Raw genomic sequence first — 19268 nt, forward strand, 5'->3', positions numbered from 1 at the left:
TTGAATAGTTAGAAATTAGAAAGAGATATCAACACCAACTGACCATGTTTTTGTGTAAGGATAAGCTCTTCCCCAGAAAACTTCTGTTTCGTCAATTTCAGGATCTACAGGAAGACGTTTGTCTGCCCAAGTCGCAATATTTTCACCAGAAGTATATAATCTTACTTTTTCTAATCCTGCTTTTTTCACAAGAGCTGCTGGCAAGTTGTATCCGATAGTAAAGTTTTTAAGACGGAAATAAGACATGTCTAATAAATATCTTGTTGAAGTAACAAAGTTGTTCTGGCCTTGAGTACCAGACCCAAAAGTATTTGCTTCGTTACCATAATATGGATTTGGGAAATAAGCACCTGTGTTTTCTGGAGTCCAGTAATCTGCTTGGTTTGCATACATTTGCTGAGGCGCACGGAAGAAAGGCAATACAGCATCTGAAGCAGCCCAGTAATCACGTTTTCCAACTCCTTGGAAGAAAGTAGAAATATCAAATCCACGGAATTTACCACCCAATGTAATACCATATCTGTATCGAGGGGTTGAATTACCAATTTTTTTCAAATCTCCGTGATCGTCTGCAGTTCCCGCTCCACGAGTAATAGCTCCGTCACCATCTAAATCCACATAGTGAACGTCTCCAGCTCCGTATTTGAAGTTTCCACCCATTGTTTTAGAGTAGTCAACACCATTTACCGTTTTTCCGTTATTAGTAATTACGTCATCAGCCTGTAAAAGTCTATCACTTGTTAATCCCCAAATCTGGCCAATCTCGTAACCATCATAGTAAGGCTTAGTATCAGTGGTAACTAAAGCTAATAATTTAGAAGTGTTATTCCATTTTGTAATAACCGATTTAGAATCAGATAAAGCAACATCAACAAAAATAGAAGCAGTTTCGCTTAAATTTTTATTAAAGTTCAAAGAAAGCTCCCAACCTTGAGTTCTCATGTTTCCTGAGTTAGTTTGTGCAGAAGTCTGTCCAAATGAACCTGGAAGTGTTATACCAGGAGCAAGCATTCCTTTTGTATCACGTTGGTACCAGTCAAAAGAAGCACCAAGCATATCCAAAATTTTAATATCAATACCCACATCTTTAGTCATTACTTTTTCCCAAGTCAATGCAGGATCTACGTTAGTTGGTAAATTTGTAGAAGGCGGAAGAGTAGCACCGCTATTTACCCAAGAAGGGTTTTTAGCTGTCATGATCGATAAGAAAGCATTGTTTCCAACGTTTTGGTTACCGATTGATCCGATAGAACCACGCAATTTAAGATCGTTTAACCAGCTGCGTGTTCCTTCCATAAATTTCTCGTTCACAATTTTGTATCCTACAGAAGCAGAAGGGAAGAATCCCCATTGTTCGTTAGTTGGAAATCTTGAAGAACCATCATAACGAGCATTAAGCTCTACTAAATAAATTCCGTTGTAATCATAGTTTACACGGCCAAAGAAACCTGCAATCGAGTACTCTGTTACCGTTGGATTTAAATCTGTGTTTGCGGCTCCAGAAACAAATTGTTCACCAACTGCAAGGTTAAATTCTGGCTTAGATTTGTCCAAAAGCGTATTTCTTCTTGCGTAGTTGCGAGATAAATTTTGCCATTCTGAGTTGAAACCAGCTAAGAATTTGAAATTATGCTTGTCAAATTGTTTTTTATAGTTACCATAAATGTTTACCACATTTGTAGTTGATTCTTGTTTTGATTGTCCAACAAAATCATTTCCTGTTTCTAGAGTTGCAGGAGTAGCGGTTTGAATCGTAGTGGCATCGTATGGCATTGCAGACCAGCTGTCCCATGCTAAGAATTTACCACCATTTTGTTTTCTGTTGTAATAATCGTTTACACTGCTAATTTCAGTGATAAGGTTTAAATCTTTTGTAATATCTGCCGTAAATCTAGCGCTTACTCTAGTATTACGTTTGTTATTTTCGTTTCTAGAAGCATTAGATAAATATCCTCCAGCTGTACGGAAATTGTATCCTCTGTAGGTTCCAAAATTCGGGAAATATTGCCCCCAACGAAGCGCATAACCAAAGTAACCTCCGTAACCAGTGTCATCAGTTCCAGAACCTCCATAATAGTTAAATGGTTGATCGTAAGAACTGTTGATTGTCATTACTTTAAAATCTCCAGTAAGCCAATCTGCTAATTTTGTTGTAAAACCTAAATTAATGTTGATTCTTTGTCTTTTTTCCTGATTTACTCTTAACATACCATCTTGGTTAGTCAATCCGAACGAAGCAAAGAATGAACTTTTATCTCCTAAATTTCCTTGAGCAGAAATATTGTGTGTAGTTTGTAATGCATTGCTTGCATATAATTCTTTGTTTGCATCCCAAACTCTATAGAAATAAGGAACACCATTTTTTATTTCCCAATCTTCTCCATAAACCATTTCATTACTGGTACGATTGTTTGCATATTTTTGTTTCCAGTTTTTAATTCCGTCTAACAAAATGCTGTAATTCTGACCAAAAATTTCCGGAGTAGAACCATCAGTTCTTGTTCCTGCGGCAATTAATCCTGGAATTTCTTCTGTTGGATCTAAGAATTTAAGTGTAGAAATTGGGTTTGTAAAAGCCGTATTGGCAGAATAAGAAAATCTCACTTTTCCTTCGCCTGTTTTTCCGCTTTTTGTAGTAATAAGAACAACTCCAAATGCAGCACGAGCACCATAGATAGACGCAGAAGCCGCATCTTTAAGTACAGACATCGTAGCAATATCATTTGGGTTAATTAATGATAAATCTGTAGGAACACCATCTACTAATATTAAAGGATCGTCTGAACCATTAATTGTACCCGCTCCACGAATGTTTATTTTTGCGGCACGGTTGATATTTCCTGAATTAAAATTAATGTTTACCCCCGGAGTAGTACCTTGTAAAGCTTTACTAACATCAGTTAAAGGTCTGCTTCCAATTGTTTTAGCAACATCAATATTGGCAACAGCTCCTGTTAAATTGGTTTTTTTCTGAGAAGCAAAACCTACAACAACAACTTCGTCTAGTTTCGAAGTGCTTTCTGTAAGACCAACATTTATTTTCTGTTGGCTTTCCACTTTAATTGATTGAGTTTCATAACCCATATAACTAAAGCTTAGAGTTCGTCCCGGTGCTACAGAAATGCTGTAGTTTCCATCAAAGTCAGTTGTAGTGCCATTATTTGTTCCTTGAATAACGACGCTGACTCCAGGAATTGGAATTCCGTCTGATTTGCTTTTTACTGTTCCAGTAACTGTTTTTGCTTGTCCAAATGCTGTTTGAATGCACAAAACCAACACTGAAATAAAGAGTAACTTTTTCATGATTAATCTGGTTTTTTATGGTTGTTGTTGAGCAAATATATTTATTAATTGCATATGAATGCGTTATTTTTGATTTTTTTTCGAAAAAAAATTGAATAACGCAAAAAAACGCAAGTTTTGCCTCAAAAAGTTTATTTGATTTATTTTAAAAATCTACTTAATGCGTATTTTTGCAGTTTTTAACGTCTTTTCTGATAGAGATTAAAATATTTGATATATTTGTGATGAACTTTAACTTTTAAAAAACATGCTGAAAGCCGAAAGACATAAATACATAATGACTAAGCTTATTGAAGACCAAAAAGTTGTTACAACAGATTTAGCTTTGGCTCTCGATTTGTCTGAAGATACCATAAGAAGAGATTTGAATGAATTGGACAGTAAAAAGCAGTTAGAGAAGGTGTACGGCGGGGCAGTTCAAGTTAAAGAGAAACCTTCAAATGTATTTGATATTGCAATAACTGCAGAAGAACAAAAAAAACAAATCGTATCAAAAGCATTGTCTTTACTTCATGACGATCAGGTTATTATAATGAGTGGAGGAAGCACCAATTTGGTTTTTGCCAAGTTAATTCCTGCTAATTTAAAAGCTACGATATATACTTATAGTTTGCCAATCGCGATGCAATTATCTCAACATCCAAATATTGATTTAATATTTATTGGAGGCAAAATGCAGAAAAACGCAATGGTAACCATTGGTATGGATGTGATTCAGGTGGTTTCTAAAATCAAAGCCGATATTTGTTTCATTGGTGCCAGCAGTATTAATATCAAACAAGGACTTACAGAAGTGGGTTATGAAATCTCAATTGTCAAAAAAGCAATGATAGAGGCTTCTGATAGAGTAGTTTCTATGTTTGCTTCGAATAAATTAAATACCAAAATGCCACACGGCGTATGCGATCTTACACAACTCGATACGATTGTGACAGAGTTAGATCCAGAAGATGAAAAACTAGACGAATATAGAAAATCTGGTGTTTTTATCTTATAATTTTAAACTTACTTAATGCAGTTTTTGCGTTTTGTTGCGTTATTCTAATTTAATTATGTTAAAAAACGCAAAATAATGTATTTGTATGCTTTTTGTATCTATATTTGTTAAAACTAATTTTATTAGTCAGGTATATTTATGAAAATCATTTCTTGGTTTACTTGCCATTTCTTTGGTGCGTTAAAAGAAGTTCAAAGCTTTTACGAGGAACTTTAATAAATATCAAATTCTAATAAAATTTAGAATGTATTGTTTTTGCCAAACAACTTTTTAGTGAAGCGCAGAAATAAAACATGTATTAAAGAACCAAAAGCAACAGAACTAATTAAATGTCCGATTCTCTTCAACTACAAGAATTAGAAACCTCGCTAGAAGGAACTCTTTTTTATGATGATCTTCATAAAAAAATATACGCTACAGATGCCTCTGCTTATAGAATTATGCCTCTTGCCGTGGCGATTCCAAAATCAGAAAATGATATTGTAAATATTATTCGGTTCGCTTCAAAAAATAAAATTTCTATAACGCCTAGAACAGCAGGAACTTCGCTTGCAGGTCAAACTATCGGAAGCGGAATCATTGTCGATGTTTCGAAACATTTTAATAAAATTGTTTCTTTTGATCCTAAAAATAAAACCATAACAGTTCAGCCTGGAGTAATTCGTGATGAACTGAATATATATTTAAAACCTCACGGATTATTTTTTGCTCCAACTACATCAACTACCAATAGATGTATGATTGGCGGAATGGTTGGAAATAATTCGTCAGGAACAACCTCAATTCGTTATGGCGTTACCCGAGATAAAATTGTAGAAATAAAGGCCGTTTTAAGTGACGGAACTACCGCAATATTTAAAGATTTAACTTCTGAAGAATTTATCGAAAAAACTAAAGGCGATTCTTTAGAAAATAAAATTTACAAAACCATTTACGACGAACTTTCGAGCAAAGAAAATCAGGAAGAAATTTTAAAAGAATTTCCAAAACCAGAAATTCACAGACGAAATACAGGTTACGCAATTGATGTTTTACTGAAATCAAAACTTTTTTCGGGAACAGAAGATACCATCAATTTAGGAAAACTGCTTTGCGGAAGTGAAGGAACTTTGGCATTTACTACAGAAATTACCTTGAAAGTAGACGATTTGCCGCCAACCAATAACATCATGGTTGTGGCACATTTTCATACCATTCAGGAAAGTTTAGAAGCCGTTGTCACTGCCATGAAACATCATTTGTACACTTGCGAAATGATGGATGATACGATTTTAGATTGTACCAAAACCAATAGAGAACAAGCTAAAAATCGATTCTTTATTGTGGGCGAACCAAAAGCTGTTATTATGCTTGAAGTGGGATCGCACATTAGCATGGAAGATGCCGAATTGCAAGCCGATGCATTAATTAAAGATTTAGAAAATAATGGTTTCGGATATGCGTTGCCAAAAATCTATGGAACCGATATTGACAAAGTAAATGAGGTAAGAAAAGCTGGTCTTGGACTTTTAGGAAGTATTGTAGGAGACGACAAAGCTGCCGATTCTATTGAAGATACAGCGGTAGAATTGAGCGATCTTCCCAATTATATTGCCGATTTTGCAGCAATGATGGAAAGACACGGACAAAGTGCTATTTACTATGCACATGCTGGAGCGGGAGAGTTGCATTTGCGTCCGAAGATAAATTTAAAAACAAAAGAAGGATTGCATCAGTTCAGAAATTTATCTACTGAAGTAGCCCATTTGGTGAAAAAATATAGAGGTTCGTTAAGCGGTGAACATGGCGATGGAATTCTACGCGGAGAGTTTTTACCTTTTATGATTGGCGATAAAAACTACGAACTGCTAAAACGAGTAAAAAAAGCATTTGATCCTAATACGATTTTGAATGTTGGGAAAATTGTAAATGCTTCTAAAATGGATGAAAATCTTCGTTTTGAAGCGGGAAGGGTAGAACCTGAGATAAAAACCATTCAAGATTTCTCTGATAGTTTAGGAGTTTTGCGTGCTTGCTGAAAAATGCAACGGTTCGGGCGATTGCCGTAAAATGCCTTCTGCAGGCGGAACTTTATGTCCGAGTTATCGTGCCACAAGAAACGAAAAAGATACTACACGTGCACGTGCCAACGCTTTAAGAGAATATCTGACGAATTCTGAAAAAGAAAATAAATTCGATCACGAAGAATTATATAAAGTTTTTGAATTGTGTGTGAGCTGTAAAGCCTGCGCGAGCGAATGTCCAAGCAATGTAGATGTGGCAACTTTAAAAGCAGAATTTTTATACCAATACCAAAAAGCAAACGGATTTTCTTTCCGAAATAAAATATTTGCTTTCAATTCGAAATTGAATGAAGTGGGAAGCATTGCGCCATCTATTACCAATTGGGCTTCGAATCTTTCGTTTGTTAAAAAACGTATGGGAATTGCGCCTGAAAGACAGGTGCCTTTATTGGCTCCAAAGACCTTTAGAAAATGGCACGAAAAGAACAAAAAGCATTACGTAGACAGCGCTTTTGAAAACGGCGGCGTTTATCTTTTCTGTGATGAATTTACCAATTACTACGATGTTTCAGTCGGAATTGATGCTTACGAATTATTGACAAAATTAGGTTACAGAGTAATTATAATTGAGCATGAAGAAAGCGGAAGAGCCTTTATTTCAAAAGGTTTTCTAGAAGAGGCGCAGGAAATTGCCAATAAAAATGTCAATACCTTTAAAAATATAATTTCTGAAAACACACCTTTAATAGGTCTTGAACCTTCAGCCATATTGACTTTCAGAGACGAATATATCCGATTGGCTGCAGATAAAGAAAGTGCAGAGAAATTAGCGAAAAATACCTTTACAGTCGAAGAGTTTTTTAAAAGAGAAATTGGCAACGGAAAAATTCATGCAAATCAATTTTCTGAAAAAGAGAAAACTATCAAAATCCATGGGCATTGCCATCAAAAATCATTGAGCTCTGTTGAAGCTTCTTTTGCAATGTTGAATCTTCCAAAAAATAATACCGTTACGATTTATAATTCGGGCTGTTGCGGAATGGCGGGTTCATTTGGTTATGAAAAAGAACATTACGAAATCAGTATGAAGATGGGAGAAGATACGCTGTTTCCGAAAATTAGGGCAACAGAATCATCAACAGAAATTGCAGCCGCAGGAACAAGCTGCCGCCATCAGATTTTTGATGGAACGAGCAGAAAGGCCATGCATCCCGTAACTATTTTAAAAGATTGTTTGAAATAATTTTTTGTATTTTCCCAGTGCTTTTCAAAAATATTATTTTATAAAAACATCAATTATGAAAAAAACAATTTACACTTTCTTTCTTCTTTTTATAGCCTTTGCAGTTCAAGCGGCGAAGGTTGATACTTTGCAAGTTTTTAGTCCTTCGATGCAGAAGAATATTAAAACTTGTGTTATGGTTCCAGACAATTATAAAAAGAGCAAGAAAGCATTTCCTGTAGTTTATCTGCTTCATGGCTACAGCGGAAATTATGGTTCTTGGGCAAAAGATTTTAAAGAATTGGAAAAACAAGTTGATCAATTCGGATTCATTATAGTTGGTGTAGACGGAAATTATTCAAGCTGGTACTTTGACAGTCCGATAGATCCAACTTTTAAATACGAAACTTATGTAGTAAAAGAATTAGTTCCTTTTATTGACAAACAATTCAGAACCATTTCAGACCGTAAAGGAAGAGCCATTTCAGGTTTAAGTATGGGCGGACATGGTGCTTTGTATTTGTCTTTTAAACACCAAGATGTATTTGGAGCAAGCAGGAAGTATGAGCGGAGGCGTAGATTTTCGTCCGTTTCCTGAAAATTGGGATATCAAAAAACGATTAGGACCAATTACAGAATTTCCAGAAAATTGGAATCAAAATACAGTTACCAATATGCTTGATTTGGTAAAAGACAATAAATTAAAATTAATTATTGATTGTGGAGTTGACGATTTCTTTATGAAAGTAAACAGAGAACTGCATGCAAAAATGTTGGACATGAAAATAAATCACGATTATATAGAACGTCCAGGCGAACATAATCTTAAATATTGGGAGAATTCTTTAAAATATCAGCTTTTGTTTTTTCATGATTTCTTCAACGAAAACATAAAAACAAAGTAACGTTAAGTGCATTGCGAACTACCGATAATTCGTAATGCATAAATTTTGGTTGGTTATCCTAACAGGTTTTCAAAACCTGTTAGGTATTTTTTTGCCACTCCCGATAGTTATCGGGATAAAGGATTAAAAAAATATTCGCCACGAATTGCACAAATTTCCGCGAATTAAATCTGCGAGAGTAAAAATAGCCACAGATTAAAGGATTAAAAAGATTTTTTTGCAACAAATTAAATCCATTGAATCTGCGAGAGAAAAATAACCATCAAATAATAAAAAAAATGCGCCTCTGCGCCTTTGCGAGATTTAAAATAAGGAAAAGAAACTTTTGCAAACATAGCGTAAACCACTGCGCCCTTTGCGGTTAAACTTTTCTGCAACAATATTATACTAACTACCTAAAATAATAATTTATGAAAAGCCTAAAAATTATGATTTTGGTATTGCTGATTCAGACTAAAATTTTCAGTCAGCAATCTCCAAAAAGAGAAATGCGAGCCGCTTGGATTTCTACCGTAGAAAATATCGACTGGCCTTCTAAACCAGGATTATCAGACAAAGAAATGAAGAACGAAATGATTGCCATTTTGGATAATCTACGTTCTTATAATATGAATACCGTAATTTTTCAAATTCGTCCAACTGCCGATGCATTTTATAAATCAACAAAAGAACCAGCATCGCATTGGTTAACCGGAATGCAAGGCGTTGCCCCAGGTTTCGATCCGTTGCAGATGATGATCGATGAAGCGGGAAAACGTGGAATGAATGTGCATGTTTGGCTTAACCCGTATCGTGTTCAGAAAGATACCGTTAGAGATGTACTTTCAAAAAATCATTTATATTTTAAAAGACCAGACCTTTTCCTGACTTACGGAAAAACGAGATATTTTAATCCGGGTTTAAAGGAAACCAGAGATTTTGTGGCTTCTGTTGTGGGCGAGATTGTTCGTAAATACGATATTCAGGCAGTTCACATGGATGATTATTTTTATCCGTATAAAATTGCAGGACAAGAATTTCCAGATGATAAAGCATTTGCCAAAGAACCGCGCCAGTTTAAAGATAAAGATGATTGGAGAAGAGACAATGTCGATTTAATTATCAAGCAAATCAGAGATACCATTATTGCCAATAAACCAGAAGTCGAATTCGGAATTTCACCTTTTGGGGTTTGGCGAAATATTGCCAAAGATTCGCAAGGTTCTAATACCGTTGCTGGAGCAACAAATTATGATGATTTGTATGCGAATATCTTAAAATGGCAAAAAGAAAACTGGATCGATTATGTAACACCTCAATTATACTGGCATATTGGTTTTGACCGCGCCAATTTTGAAGTTCTGGCAAAATGGTGGGCAGAACACAAATATGGAGCTAATGTTTATATTGGTCATGGCGATTATAAAATTTCAACATCGGCTAAAGAGCCGGAGTGGAGAAGTCCTGATCAAATCGTGAAGCAGATTGAAATGATTCGTAAAATGCCTCAAATTGATGGTTCGATGCATTTTACTGCTTCGACTTTTCTAAAAAAAGGAGATACACTTAGAAATCCTCTTATTGAAAAAGAATATAAATATATCGCTCTAACTCCCGAAGCCAATAGAATTACAAGGTTAAAACCCGAACCACCAACAAATGCAGTAATTGCCAAAAAAGGAGACAAAGCAGTTTTAACTTGGAAAGCGGCATTAAACGACAAAAAATATGTAATCTACAAATTCCCTAAAAGAAGAATTACCGATTTCTCAAATCCAGAGAATATTTATTATGTGACAACAGCTCTAAAACTAGAAGTGCCAAACGCCGATTTGGAAAACTATGTTTATGCGCTCACGGCTTTGAGTCAGACCCAGACAGAAAGCAGTCCGATTGAATTTTCAATAAAATAAAATATAAAAAGAAATGAGAAAAAGTATTCTTCTATTAGCCCTATTTCTAAGTTCGCTTAGTTTTGTACAAGCCCAAAAATTAGACCTAATTCCGAAACCGGTATCTGTTCAGCAAAGTGCGGGTCAGTTTGTTTTGCCTTCACCATTAAAAATTGTTGTAGACAAAAAACTAAAAAACAGTGCCGCTTACATTGCAACAGGTTTTTCAAAAAATACTAGAATAAACCCAATTTTTTCAATTGGAAAAAAACACGGAAAAAATAATATTTCATTTCTGGTTGATAAGAAATTGGATCTTCCAAATGAAGGTTATCAATTAGAAATAAACCAAAACGGAATTTTCGTAAGAGGAAAAACAGAAAAAGGAGTTTTAAATGGATTCCAGACTTTACTTCAAATTTGTTCTGCAAAAGAAGTTAAAAAAGGAACCGTTCCGTTTGTAAAAATAGAAGATTATCCTCGTTTTGACTGGCGTGGAATGATGTTGGATTGTTCAAGACAATTCTTCGATAAACAAACCGTAAAAAATTATATTGACTGGTTGGCCGCTCATAAAATGAATGTTTTTCATTGGCATTTAACAGACGATAACGGCTGGAGAATCGAAATTAAATCACTTCCAGATTTAACTTTAAAAGGCGCTTGGAGAGGACCAGGCGAAGTTTTGCTTCCTTCTTATGGCTCTGGTGACAAACGTTACGGAGGTTTCTATACACAAGAAGATATTAAAGAAGTGGTGGCTTATGCAGTAGATCGAGGTATTTCTGTAATGCCAGAAATCGAAATACCGGGACATTCGCGTGCGGTAACGGCTTCTTATCCAGAAGTAGGTTGTGCGATAACGCAGGAACTAAAAAGTGTTCAGGGAGAAGTGAAAAATGTTTGGTGTGTTGGGCGTGAAGAAAATTATGATCTCCTAGATTCGATTATTAGAGAAGTATCTGGATTATTTCCTTTTGAATATATTCATATCGCGGGAGACGAAGTCAATCGCGCCAATTGGGAACATTGTCCAAAATGTCAAGCTTTGATGGCAAAGGAAGGATTTACAGATAGTTTTCAGCTTCAAAATTATTTCTTTAGAAGAGTACAGAAAATTGTAGACAAATACCATAAAAAAACAGATGGATGGAACGAAATCCTGAAAGGCGGAGAAATTGATCCGAACACGTTGATTTCTGCTTGGCAAGGAATTAGTTATGGAATTGAATCTGCAAAAAAAGGGTATAAAACCATCATGATGCCAGGACAATTTACGTATTACGATATGGCACAATCTGAAACAGAACGCGGCCATCGTTGGGCTGCAATCACAGATACCAAAAGAGCCTATTCGTTTGAACCAATTCCAGATACTGATTTAACTCCAGAAGAACAAAAAAATATAATCGGAGTTCAAGGTGCTTTGTGGAGCGAATATTTGGATCGTCCTGCAAGAATTATGGAATATCAAAGTTATCCGAGAATCAGTGCGTTGTCTGAAATTGGATGGTCTAAAAAAGAAGATAAAAACTGGGACGATTTTTACGGAAGATTAACTCACAGTCATTTGCAAAGATTGGCAGATATGGGAATTGCTTTTAGAGATTTTCCTCCAACAGCGATTTATAAAAACGGAACAATTACTGTAACGCCACCTTATAAAGGTGCTGTTGTGCGATTTGATAAAGATGGAAATGAGCCAACAAGACAATCGCCTCTATACACAGAGCCAATCCAAACGAAAGATTACGAACGCTATATGTTTAGAGTATTTTTTAATGAATATGCGAGCAAGTCCAGCAGTAAAAGCTGAAAAATTGCCTGTTGCGAATTGGAATACCTCTAAAGCAGAAGTCTTGACTATTTCTGAAAATATTACTGAACATGTTGATAGAAAAGGAATCTGGTATTTGACTTTCAATCCGACAGATGATGGAGCAAACGGAACAATCAAAAATGTTTCGCTTTTTGAAAACGATAAATTAATTCGGACTTATGCAGATGAAAAAGCACTAAAATCAAAACCTCGCCTAAGATTTTTGATTGAAAATTATAATGAAAAAAATACGTATCGATTAGACTTTACAGTCGAAAATAAAGAAGAGAAAAAATCTGCGACAAATGTAAAATTCAATTGTACGCCTTATCAGGAACCAGAAGTGAAAGTGACTTCTTCGATGGCAGAAAATCCGAAGTTTCCAATTGCGAATCTGGAAGATTATAATGAAGAAACCTATTTGCGTACCGATGTTGCCTGCAAAGATGGCGATTGGATTTTGTATACTTTTACGAATCCTGTAGTGTCTTCTAAAATAGATGTTTTAACTGGAATTCCGCATCATCCGAGATTTATAATAAACAACGGTTATGTTGAGTTTTCATACAATGGAACTGATTTTATAAAAGGCGATAATTTTGATTACGGAAACGCATCAATTTATCCGAAACAGCCTATAAAAGCGGTTAGAATACAAATTACAGGAACCAATAATGAGCCTTTGATGGCAGGACAGGACTTAAAAATTAATCCATAGTACTATGAAAAATATTGGTATTAAAATTATAATGGTTTCCTTGATTTTCTTGGGAGTAAAAGGTTATTCGCAGAAAAAGGCAAAGCAATCTTTTGATGTAAAAAGAAATGAGGTTTATATTGATTCGATGATGACAAATGCGCTTGAAAAAGGCTTTTTTCCAGGAGCGCAAATTATCGTGGGTACAGGAGATTTTAATGTGATTTCCAAAAATTACGGTTATCACGATTATACCAAAAAGCAATTAGTAAAATCAGATGATGTTTTTGATTTGGCTTCGATGTCTAAAGTTTTAGGAGCAACACTTGTAACAATGCGTTTGGTTGGAGATGGAGAAATTAAATTGACAGATCAAGTAGGCGAAATTGTTCCAATGTACAAAAACACAGCGATTTCCGATTTAGCGCTTTTTGAATTGCTAACGCATACTTCTGGATTAACGCCAAGTATCACTTTTTATCAAGCATTGCTTTCTACACCAGATAATTCGCCTTTTTTGAGCAATCAAAAATCGGAACAATATGTTGAGCCTTTTGATAATATGTTTGTGAACAAAAATATTGTTTACGATTCTAAATATCTGGTTTTTGAGCCAAAAGAAAATTGGGTTCAGATTTATAAAAACATGTGGCTCAATCCAGAATTTTATCCGTCGGTTTATGAAAGGATTGCAAAGGCAAATGCAAATCCGAGAGGGAAATATTTGTATAGCGATTTAAATTTGCTTTTGGTGAAGCAAATGATTGAAACGAAAACGGGCAAAAAACTCGATGAGTTCACAAATGAAATTTATTCCGAATTAGGCATTTCGAAAATTGGCTATAATCCGTTAAAATGGACTTCTATAGATACTGTAATGCCAACTGAAGTAGATAATTTTTTTAGAAAAGATACTGTTAAAGGTTATGTGCACGATGAAGCGGCGGCCATTTTTGGAGGCGTTTCTGGAAATGCAGGTTTGTTTGCCAACGCAGAATCGATTGCCGTAATCTGTAAAATGTTAATGAACAACGGAAATTACAACGGAAAACAGATTCTAAAAGCCAATGTCGTAAAAGAGTTTACAGATTCGCCACTTGCAAAAGAGGGAATTTATCGCGGTTTAGGTTTTGATAAAAGAAAACCAGATGAGTTTTTTACAAAAGACGATTTTGGGCATACGGGTTTTACAGGGACTTTTTTCTTTATGAATAGAAATACAAACCGATTTTTAATCATTCTAACCAATCGAGTTAACCCAACGAGAACAAACAGATTAATGTACAAAGACGATTTTAGTGCTAAAATCTGGAAACAGATTAATAAATAAAAATTTGCCACAGATTAAAAGGATTAAAATGATTTTTTATTGTGACACAAAATCTAAAAATTTTTCTCGCAGATTCCGCAGATTTAGGAGATTTTATTTTTAAAAATTATCTGCTAAATCTGCGGAATCTGCGAGAGGCAAAATCATTTTAATCCTTTTAATCTGTGGCAAGATGAAAAAATAATTACCATGAAAAATATAATAATTTGCATATTAATTTCAGCGGTTTCTTTTGCACAGCAAATAAGAACTGGCGCTGAGAATTCTGAAAAATACCTGCCTTTATTAAAAGGTAAAACCGTAGGAATTCTAACTAACCAAACGGGAATTATCACTAAAGAAAAACATTTAGTCGATTTTTTAGTAGAACAAAAAGTAAAAATAAAAAGCATTTTTGCACCAGAACACGGTTTTAGAGGAACGGCTGATGCTGGAGAAAATGTATCTGACGAAATAGATTCTAAAACTGGTTTGCAGATTGTTTCGCTTTACGGAAAAAACAATAAACCAACTCCAGAGCAATTAAAAGGAATCGATGTTATGATTTTTGATTTGCAGGATGTTGGAACGCGATTATATACTTACGTTTCTACAATGCACCGCATTATGGAAGCCTGTGCTGAGAATAATGTTCCACTGATTGTGTTGGATCGTCCCAATCCGAATATTGCGATTGTTGATGGTCCAGTTTTGGACATTGCTTTTAAAAGTGGTATCGGAATGCATCCAACGCCTTTATTGCACGGAATGACTTTGGGCGAAGAAGCTAAAATGATCAACGGACAAAAATGGCTGAAAGATGGTATTCAATGTGATTTGACTGTGATTCCATGTTTAAATTATACCAGAAAAAGCTCTTATAGTTTGCCTGTAAGACCTTCGCCAAATTTGCCAAACGATCAGGCGATTAATTTATACGTGAGTTTATGTCTTTTTGAAGGAACAAATGTGAGCATGGGACGCGGAACTGAAAAACAGTTCCAGATTTACGGTTCGCCCTATCTGCCAAAAAGCGATTTCTCTTTTACTCCACAACCTAATTTTGGAGATAAAGATCCTTTATACAAAGGTATAGAATGCAATGGGGAAGATTTGTCTTCTATTCCGAGAATAAGCAGATTAGAAATTAAATGGTTGATAAAAGCCTATCAGACAACAGCAGATAAATCTAAATTTTTTGATAAAAGGAAGTTTGCCATTCGCGCAGGAAATGAAAAACTCCAACAGCAGATTGAAGCTGGAATTTCGGAAGAAGAAATCAGAAACAGTTGGAAAGAAGGTTTAATTGCGTTTAAAAAAATGAGAGCTAAATATTTGATTTATAAGTAATATCTTTCAGGTTTTCTTTCGTTTTATTTGATTTCACACAAAATAGAATAGAATTTCAACCGGACTACTTGTAATTATTAAACTGGTATGCTTTGTTGGTACGGTAAGAGTTTACTTTTGCCAAAAAAATAGTAAACCAAAATGAAAAAAATCTATTTTGCTGTTTTTACAGTAATTTGTACCAATTTTTACGCACAGACAAAAAACGATTCCATCAACCAAATGGATGAAGTCATTATTAACGAAGGTCGTTTTAACACGCCAATTTCTAAACAAAACAGAAACGTTTATGTTATCTCTAGCGAAACAATAAAAAAACTTCCAGGAAGAACCTTGCAAGAAGTATTGCAATATGCCAACGGAGTAGACATTAGACAAAGAGGACCTTTTGGAACGCAAGCTGACATTAGTGTTGATGGAGGAAGTTTTGAGCAAACAGTTGTTTTATTGAATGGAGCAAAAGTTATCGATTCGCAAACGGCTCATAATATGTTGAATCTTCCTCTTCCGGTTGAGGCAATAGAGAGAATCGAAGTTGTTCGTGGTCCGGCTGCAAGAATTTACGGAATCAACAGTTTAACGGGAGCTATTAATATTATTACGAAAAAACCAACCGATTCTGGTTTTTTGGTTAGCACTTATGCAGGTTCTAATTTCGAAAAAGACACGGAAGACACTGGAGATACCTATTACGGAACAGGAATTCAAGCTGGAGCTGTTTTAGGAAAAGAAAAACAGCAACATTTAATTTTTGCTTCGCATGATAAAAGCAACGGTTACCGTTACAATACAGCATTCGAAAACAATAAAATTTTCTACCAAGGAAATGTGCAGATCAATGATAAAAACGAAATTTTAGGTTCTGCAGGTTACATCAATAACGGATTTGGTGCTAACGGATTTTATGTCTGCTCCAACTGATAAAAATGCTACCGAAATTGTTCAGACTACATTTGCTAACATTCAATCAAATCATCAAATTACGGATAGTTGGAAAATTATGCCGAGAGTAACTTACAGATACAATTATGATGATTACCGTTATTTAGGAAATTCAAATTTGACAGTTGGAAGAAGTCAGCATTATACGAATTCTATTGCGGGAGAATTGAATTCTACAGTTAAATTATCTAAAGGAGAAATTGGTTTTGGAGCTGAATTTAGAAACGAAAATATTCACTCTTCAAACATTGGAGATCATGATCGCGATAATGTTGGTCTTTATGCCGAGTACAGAACAAGTTTTACGGAAAAGTTAGATGTAAACATCGGAACGTATTTAAACTATAATTCAGATTACAAATGGCAGATTTATCCAGGAATTGATGCAAGTTATGCAATTACTGACGCATTTAAAATTATTGGAAATGTGGGAACAAGCCAAAGAATTCCATCGTTTACGGATTTGTATTTGAAACAAACTGGAAATATCGGAAATCCAGATTTAGATTCAGAAAATGCGTTTCAGAGTGAAGTTGGATTTAAATACAACAAAAAAGCTTTGAGCTTAAATGCGAATTATTTCTACAGAAAAATTGAGAATTATATCGATTGGATGCGTAACGAAACAACGGTGCCTTGGCAAAGTCAGAACACTGGAGATTTGAACACAAACGGAATCAACTTACGTGGAACTTACAGATTTGATTTCTCTAAAGATTCTAGATTAAACATTCTTTTAGGATACACTTATTTAGATTCTGAATTTAAAACAGCACGTACAGAAACGTATTCAAAATATGCAATTTCTTCATTAAAACATCAAATTACCAATACGATAGATTATCAGTTTAGAAATCTATCTGTAATGTTTGCAACTCGTTTTAACGAAAGAATTACAGGGCCTTCTTATTGGGTAAATGACTTTAGAGTAAGCCAGGCAATTAATAAATTCACCATTTTCTTAGATGGACAAAATATTTTCAATGCAACGTATTATGAAGTAGGAGCAGTCCCACTGCCTTCAAGATGGTTTACATTGGGAGTGAAATTAGTTACTTTTTAAATTACTTTATTTAGGGAATTAGATTATTGTAAAAAAGCCTGTAAACATTACGTTTACAGGCTTTTTTGTTAAAGACTATTGTTTTTTAGCCAAAGATTGACATCATCAAACATTTGTCTATTTACGGTGTGACCTTCTTCGTAAGAATGAAAATCAGGGTGTAAATTTTTTGTTTTTAGAAAATCAGAAGCGTCTATGGCGTATTGATAATTTAAAACAGCATCTTGTTTTCCGTGAGAAATAAGGATTTTAAGTTTTTCAAGACGCTTTTCATTTGCCATAAAAGGTTTTATTTCTGGCAAAAGTCTTCCGCTCATTACGGCAATTCCTTTCACTTTTTCTGGAGCGGTAAGTGCAACACTATAGCTCATGATTCCGCCTTGGCTAAATCCCATTAAGTAAACTTCTTCAGAATTAAAATGGACTTCAGATTTTAAATCATTAATAAAATCAATTAGCATTAATCTTGAATTTTCGGCCTGTTCAGCATTTATCTGAGGTTTTCCAGTAGAAAAATCTACCTGAAACCAAGCGAAACTATTTGCTCCAAAAGTCAATGGTCCGCGAGCAGACACCACCACAAAATTATCAGGCAATTCTGGTGCAAACGAAAAAAGATTTTGCTCGTTTCCGCCAACGCCATGAAGCAAAATCACCAAAGGCGGATTTGCCGTTTTTATTTTGGGTTCTCTAATTAAATAATGCAGTTTAGTTTTTTCTTTAGTTGAATTCATAATCGTAAAACTGAAAATTGATAGGGTAATAAGGACGGCAAATGCAATCCAAAAAGACTTTTTTAAACTCATGCTTTGTCTATTTTTACAGACATCATGTTGAGTGATCCAGCCACAAGCTCATCATTGAAAATCGTTGCTTTTTCGTCTTTTTCCTGAAGCGATAAAATGTACAATAACGGAAGATAATGTTCTGGAGTTGGAACGGCCAATTCAAATTCTCTTCCTTGTTTGTCAAATTGAATGAGCGATTTGTGATCCTTATCCAAAATCATGTTTTTCATTTTTTCATTCGCAATATGCGCCCATTCAAAAGCGTAACCTGGAACCATCATTTTGTCCCAAGCGGCAAGACGTAAATTGTGAACAGTATTTCCGCTTCCAACAATAAGAATACCTTTTCGGCGTAAAGCAGCTAGCTCTTTTCCTAGTTCATAATGATATAATGCTGGTTGCGAGTAATCGATACTCATTTCGATAACCGGAATATCGGCATTTGGATAAAGAAATTTGACAACCGTCCAACATCCATGATCCAACCCCCAACTGTTATCTAATCCAACCGAAGTTGAAGTGATTAATTTTTGTGTTTCTAAGGCTAATTCTGGACTTCCAGGTGCAGGATATTGCACATCAAAAAGTGCTTGCGGAAAACCTCCAAAATCATGAATAGTTGGCGGTTTTTGCATTGCCGTTACAAAAGTTCCTTTGGTTTCCCAGTGTGCAGAAATACAAAGTATCGCTCTTGGTTTTGGAAGTGTTTTTGCCACTTGTTGAAAGCCTTGAGTAAAATTATTATCTGCCAATGCATTCATCGGATTTCCGTGTCCTAGAAAAAGAACTGGCATTCGTTCTGTAGGCCCAAAAGCATCTACAGCGGTTTTAAGTGAGCTGAGTTTCATTGCTGCAGCTCCGATAGGTAAAATTGCCATGGTTTTTAGAAAATCTTTACGATTCATTTTTTATAATTAATTGCTTAAAAAGTATCTTTTATTTGTGATACAAAATTGCATTTAATTACAACGAAAGGGGTAACGATTTTCGGAAGAAAGG

General features: G+C 35.0%; 13 protein-coding genes and 1 pseudogene. 11 read left to right on the forward strand and 3 right to left on the reverse strand.

Annotation, left to right across the window (positions count from 1 at the left end; all coding sequences use genetic code 11):
- Positions 1-15 precede the first annotated feature (15 nt).
- Positions 16-3303, reverse strand: a complete 3288-nt coding sequence (locus P5P87_RS23540; RefSeq protein ID WP_198856548.1) for a SusC/RagA family TonB-linked outer membrane protein — start codon at positions 3301-3303, stop codon at positions 16-18.
- A gap of 247 nt (positions 3304-3550) precedes the next feature.
- Between P5P87_RS23540 and P5P87_RS23545 the strand changes: the two genes are divergently transcribed.
- From P5P87_RS23545 to P5P87_RS23595, 11 genes and pseudogenes are all read left to right on the forward strand, one after another.
- Positions 3551-4300 (forward strand): DeoR/GlpR family DNA-binding transcription regulator, encoded by a 750-nt coding sequence (locus P5P87_RS23545; RefSeq protein WP_278020783.1) that lies wholly within the window; start codon positions 3551-3553, stop codon positions 4298-4300.
- 329 nt (positions 4301-4629) lie between these two features.
- Positions 4630-7546: pseudogene (locus P5P87_RS23550) on the forward strand (FAD-binding and (Fe-S)-binding domain-containing protein).
- Positions 7547-7601: 55 nt separating this feature from the next.
- A complete protein-coding gene (locus P5P87_RS23555; protein WP_278020784.1) occupies positions 7602-8123 on the forward strand; it encodes an alpha/beta hydrolase in 522 nt (173 codons plus the stop codon).
- Positions 8089-8430 (forward strand): alpha/beta hydrolase, encoded by a 342-nt coding sequence (locus P5P87_RS23560; RefSeq protein ID WP_278020785.1) that lies wholly within the window; start codon positions 8089-8091, stop codon positions 8428-8430. Before P5P87_RS23555 ends, P5P87_RS23560 begins: the two co-directional genes overlap by 35 nt.
- Positions 8431-8840: 410 nt before the next feature.
- Positions 8841-10322: a glycoside hydrolase family 10-like protein gene (locus P5P87_RS23565; RefSeq protein WP_278020786.1), complete on the forward strand. Its 1482-nt coding sequence runs from the start codon at positions 8841-8843 to the stop codon at positions 10320-10322.
- A gap of 13 nt (positions 10323-10335) precedes the next feature.
- The gene (locus tag P5P87_RS23570) at positions 10336-12117 is read left to right on the forward strand and encodes a beta-N-acetylhexosaminidase (protein WP_278020787.1); all 1782 of its coding nucleotides are present in this window, start codon (positions 10336-10338) and stop codon (positions 12115-12117) included.
- Complete coding sequence (locus P5P87_RS23575; protein ID WP_278020788.1) at positions 12083-12838, forward strand: hypothetical protein; 756 nt, start codon at positions 12083-12085, stop codon at positions 12836-12838. The genes P5P87_RS23570 and P5P87_RS23575 overlap by 35 nt, the downstream gene beginning before the upstream one ends.
- Before the next feature lie 4 nt (positions 12839-12842).
- Positions 12843-14147, forward strand: coding sequence for a serine hydrolase domain-containing protein (locus P5P87_RS23580; protein WP_278020789.1), 1305 nt, complete (start codon positions 12843-12845; stop codon positions 14145-14147).
- Positions 14148-14336: 189 nt separating this feature from the next.
- On the forward strand, positions 14337-15476 hold the full coding sequence (locus tag P5P87_RS23585) for an exo-beta-N-acetylmuramidase NamZ family protein (RefSeq protein ID WP_278020790.1): 1140 nt from the start codon (positions 14337-14339) through the stop codon (positions 15474-15476).
- 141 nt (positions 15477-15617) lie between these two features.
- Positions 15618-16397 carry a TonB-dependent receptor gene (locus tag P5P87_RS23590; RefSeq protein WP_278020791.1) on the forward strand — a complete coding sequence of 260 codons (780 nt, stop codon included), beginning with the start codon at positions 15618-15620 and terminating at the stop codon, positions 16395-16397.
- Positions 16381-17481 carry a TonB-dependent receptor plug domain-containing protein gene (locus P5P87_RS23595; RefSeq protein WP_278020792.1) on the forward strand — a complete coding sequence of 367 codons (1101 nt, stop codon included), beginning with the start codon at positions 16381-16383 and terminating at the stop codon, positions 17479-17481. The genes P5P87_RS23590 and P5P87_RS23595 overlap by 17 nt, the downstream gene beginning before the upstream one ends.
- Before the next feature lie 68 nt (positions 17482-17549).
- On the opposite strand, the gene P5P87_RS23600 is transcribed toward P5P87_RS23595, so the two are convergent.
- Both P5P87_RS23600 and ygiD read right to left on the reverse strand, forming a co-directional pair.
- The gene (locus P5P87_RS23600; protein WP_278020793.1) at positions 17550-18287 is read right to left on the reverse strand and encodes an alpha/beta hydrolase; all 738 of its coding nucleotides are present in this window, start codon (positions 18285-18287) and stop codon (positions 17550-17552) included.
- Positions 18284-19117, reverse strand: coding sequence for a 4,5-DOPA-extradiol-dioxygenase (gene ygiD / locus P5P87_RS23605; protein ID WP_479724225.1), 834 nt, complete (start codon positions 19115-19117; stop codon positions 18284-18286). The genes P5P87_RS23600 and ygiD overlap by 4 nt, the downstream gene beginning before the upstream one ends.
- Positions 19118-19268: the final 151 nt, after the last annotated feature.

This window comes from Flavobacterium ginsengisoli (assembly GCF_029625315.1).
Lineage (GTDB): Bacteria > Bacteroidota > Bacteroidia > Flavobacteriales > Flavobacteriaceae > Flavobacterium > Flavobacterium ginsengisoli.

Excerpts from the sequence above, each read along its gene's own strand:
- P5P87_RS23540 (WP_198856548.1), bottom strand. The coding sequence starts at position 3,303 with ATGAAAAAGTTACTCTTTATTTCAGTGTTGGTTTTGTGCATTCAAACA.
- P5P87_RS23545 (WP_278020783.1), top strand. The coding sequence starts at position 3,551 with ATGCTGAAAGCCGAAAGACATAAATACATAATGACTAAGCTTATTGAA.
- P5P87_RS23555 (WP_278020784.1), top strand. The coding sequence starts at position 7,602 with ATGAAAAAAACAATTTACACTTTCTTTCTTCTTTTTATAGCCTTTGCA.
- P5P87_RS23560 (WP_278020785.1), top strand. The coding sequence starts at position 8,089 with ATGAGCGGAGGCGTAGATTTTCGTCCGTTTCCTGAAAATTGGGATATC.
- P5P87_RS23565 (WP_278020786.1), top strand. The coding sequence starts at position 8,841 with ATGAAAAGCCTAAAAATTATGATTTTGGTATTGCTGATTCAGACTAAA.
- P5P87_RS23570 (WP_278020787.1), top strand. The coding sequence starts at position 10,336 with ATGAGAAAAAGTATTCTTCTATTAGCCCTATTTCTAAGTTCGCTTAGT.
- P5P87_RS23575 (WP_278020788.1), top strand. The coding sequence starts at position 12,083 with ATGAATATGCGAGCAAGTCCAGCAGTAAAAGCTGAAAAATTGCCTGTT.
- P5P87_RS23580 (WP_278020789.1), top strand. The coding sequence starts at position 12,843 with ATGAAAAATATTGGTATTAAAATTATAATGGTTTCCTTGATTTTCTTG.
- P5P87_RS23585 (WP_278020790.1), top strand. The coding sequence starts at position 14,337 with ATGAAAAATATAATAATTTGCATATTAATTTCAGCGGTTTCTTTTGCA.
- P5P87_RS23590 (WP_278020791.1), top strand. The coding sequence starts at position 15,618 with ATGAAAAAAATCTATTTTGCTGTTTTTACAGTAATTTGTACCAATTTT.
- P5P87_RS23595 (WP_278020792.1), top strand. The coding sequence starts at position 16,381 with ATGTCTGCTCCAACTGATAAAAATGCTACCGAAATTGTTCAGACTACA.
- P5P87_RS23600 (WP_278020793.1), bottom strand. The coding sequence starts at position 18,287 with ATGAGTTTAAAAAAGTCTTTTTGGATTGCATTTGCCGTCCTTATTACC.
- ygiD (WP_479724225.1), bottom strand. The coding sequence starts at position 19,117 with ATGAAACTCAGCTCACTTAAAACCGCTGTAGATGCTTTTGGGCCTACA.